The sequence below is a fragment of the Streptomyces kebangsaanensis genome (genome assembly GCF_001906585.1).
In the GTDB taxonomy this organism is placed as follows: Bacteria; Actinomycetota; Actinomycetes; order Streptomycetales; family Streptomycetaceae; genus Streptomyces; species Streptomyces kebangsaanensis.
Genome location: NZ_JUJA01000033.1, coordinates 135,012 through 137,499 on the forward strand (window position 1 = coordinate 135,012; position 2,488 = coordinate 137,499).

A 2,488-nucleotide genomic window follows, 5' to 3' on the forward strand; every position below is an offset into this window, starting at 1 on the left:
GGGGGCGCCCCTCGAGCCGTACCGCCGTGCGCGCGGTGCCGCTCCGCTACTTCGCGCGGTCGAAGTCGATCGCGCTGTAGGCGCGCAGCTTGCTCAGCCGGTGCTCGGAGTCGATCCGGCGGACCGTGCCGGACTTGGAGCGCATGACGATCGAGTCGGTCGTCGCCGTCTCCGAGCGGTAGCGCACACCGCGCAGCAGCTCGCCGTCGGTGATGCCGGTGGCGACGAAGAAGACGTTCTCGCCGGAGACCAGGTCGTCCGTGGTCAGCACGCGGTCGAGGTCGTGCCCGGCGTCGATCGCCCGCTGCCGCTCCTCGTCGTCCTTGGGCCACAGTTTGCCCTGGATCGTGCCGCCCAGGCACTTCACGGCGCAGGCCGAGATGATGCCCTCGGGCGTGCCGCCGACGCCGAGCAGCAGGTCGATGCCGGTGCCGTCGCGCAGCGCCAGGATCGAGCCGGCCACGTCGCCGTCGGAGATCAGCTTGATGCGGGCGCCCGTCTCCCGGATCTCCTTGATGATGCCCTCGTGCCGAGGGCGGTCGAGGATGACCACGGTGACGTCCTCGGGCGTGGACCGTTTGGCCTTGGCGACCCGCTTGATGTTCACCGACACGGGCGCGTTGATGTCGACGAAGTCGGCCGCGTCCGGTCCGGTGACCAGCTTGTCCATGTAGAACACGGCGGACGGGTCGAACATCGCGCCGCGCTCGGCGGCGGCGAGGACCGCGATCGCGTTCGGCATGCCCTTGGCGGTCAGGGTGGTGCCGTCGATCGGGTCGACGGCGATGTCGACCTCGGGCCCGGTGCCGTCGCCGACGCGTTCGCCGTTGAAGAGCATCGGGGCCTCGTCCTTCTCGCCCTCGCCGATGACGACGACGCCGTTCATCGACACGGTGGAGACGAGGGAGCGCATGGCGCGCACCGCGGCGCCGTCGGCGCCGTTCTTGTCACCGCGCCCGACCCAGCGGCCCGCGGCCATCGCCGCGGCCTCGGTCACCCGGACGAGTTCCAGGGCGATGTTGCGGTCGGGCGCCTCGGAGGGCACTTCAAGCTCGGACGGCAAATGATGGTTCTCGGTCATCGGAGCGCACCTTTCTGATACGACGACGGCCGGATGAGGGTGTTGCCCCGACTCTATCGCCGGGTGAGCAGAATGAGCAGGGGGCCCCACGGATGAGCGGACCGGGCACCTGCGACGATGGAGACGTGGCACGTTCGAATGGCAAGCAGAAAACGGTCCGGGACATGCTCCTCTCCCTGGGCCTGATCGGGCTCGCGGCGGGAGTCATCTACCTCTTCGTCCCGCACGGCGGCGGCGCTCCCGACCTCAAGCGGGTCGACTACGGCATCGAGCTGCTCACGGCACGCCGTGCGGCGCCGTACCCGGTGGCCGCGCCCGAGGGCCTGCCCGACAGCTGGAAGGCCACCTCGGTCCGCTTCCGGGCCACCGAGGAGGACCACTGGCACCTGGGATTCCAGGATCCCGACGGTCAATACGTGGCGATCGAGCAGTCCGCTCAGGAGCGCGACAAGTTCATCGACGACGCCAGCCGGGGCGGGCACGCCACGAAGGTCACCCAGGAGATCGACGGCCGTACGTGGACCCGCTACACCGGCGGCCGCTACGACGCGCTGGTGCTGGAGGGCACCGAGGGGTCCACGACGGTGGTCGCGGGCACGGCGTCCTGGGACCGGCTGACGGCGATGGCGAAGGCGCTGAAGACGTCCTGAGCCCCCTGAGCCCCGCCGGGGCTCACCCACCCGGACCCGCCGCGAGACCCGGTGGGTCCGGTGGGACCGACGGGGCCGGTGGAGGCGGGGCGGCGCGCTACCGCGAGGCCCGTGCCTCGTCCTCCTCCACCTCCTCGGCCAGCGCCGCGTCCAGCCGGGCGCGCGCGCCCTCCAGCCACCGCCGGCACACCCTGGCCAGCTCCTCGCCCCGCTCCCACAGCGCGAGGGACTCCTCCAGGCTCGTGCCGCCCGCCTCCAGGCGCCGGACGACCTCGATCAGCTCGTCGCGCGCCTGCTCGTAGCCGAGCGCCTCGTACGCCGGGGATGCCTTGCTCGTCATTCGACCACCCTATGTGTCCTGTGCACCGGCTGTGTCCTGTGCATCGACTGCATCGACGCGAACAGTGAACTCGCCCTCGGCGACCCGTGCCCTCAGGGCCTCGTCCGCCGTCACCTCGGCCGGGTCGCGGACCACGTGCCCGTCGGCCTTCTGCAGCACGGCGTACCCGCGCCGGAGGGTCGCGGCGGGGGAGAGGGCCACCACGCGCGCGTGCGTGTGCGTCAGCTCGGAGTCCGCGCGGTCCAGCAGGTGCCGCAGGGTGCGCCGGCCCCGGTCGAGCAGGGAGGCGACGTGGTCCGCCCGCTCGTCGATCATGCGGTGCGGGTCCTCCATGCAGGGCCGGGCGAGCGCGTGGGCGAGCCCGCGCTCCTCCCGCTCGACGAACGCCTGCACGCATCTGCGGGCGCGGTCGCGCAG

At 71.9% G+C, this 2,488-nt stretch carries 4 protein-coding genes; 1 reads left to right on the plus strand and 3 read right to left on the minus strand.

Features of this window, described 5'->3' with window-relative positions:
• Positions 1-46 precede the first annotated feature (46 nt).
• Positions 47-1,081 (minus strand): class II fructose-bisphosphatase, encoded by a 1,035-nt coding sequence (gene glpX, locus RH94_RS03940; RefSeq protein ID WP_073946249.1) that lies wholly within the window; start codon positions 1,079-1,081, stop codon positions 47-49.
• A 125-nt stretch (positions 1,082-1,206) separates the two neighbouring features.
• Here glpX and RH94_RS03945 point away from each other — a divergent pair, with 125 nt between their 5' ends.
• Positions 1,207-1,731, plus strand: a complete 525-nt coding sequence (locus tag RH94_RS03945; RefSeq protein WP_073946302.1) for a DUF4245 domain-containing protein — start codon at positions 1,207-1,209, stop codon at positions 1,729-1,731.
• Between the two features lie 97 nt (positions 1,732-1,828).
• Here RH94_RS03945 and RH94_RS03950 read toward each other — a convergent pair whose 3' ends face one another.
• Complete coding sequence (locus tag RH94_RS03950; RefSeq protein ID WP_073946250.1) at positions 1,829-2,071, minus strand: exodeoxyribonuclease VII small subunit; 243 nt, start codon at positions 2,069-2,071, stop codon at positions 1,829-1,831.
• Positions 2,072-2,080: 9 nt separating this feature from the next.
• Positions 2,081-2,488, minus strand: a 408-nt coding sequence (locus tag RH94_RS42255; RefSeq protein ID WP_324614224.1) for an exodeoxyribonuclease VII large subunit, incomplete at its 5' end; no start/stop codon positions are given.

Coding starts and splice junctions, on each gene's coding strand:
- glpX (WP_073946249.1), bottom strand. CDS start 1,081: ATGACCGAGAACCATCATTTGCCGTCCGAGCTTGAAGTGCCCTCCGAG.
- RH94_RS03950 (WP_073946250.1), bottom strand. CDS start 2,071: ATGACGAGCAAGGCATCCCCGGCGTACGAGGCGCTCGGCTACGAGCAG.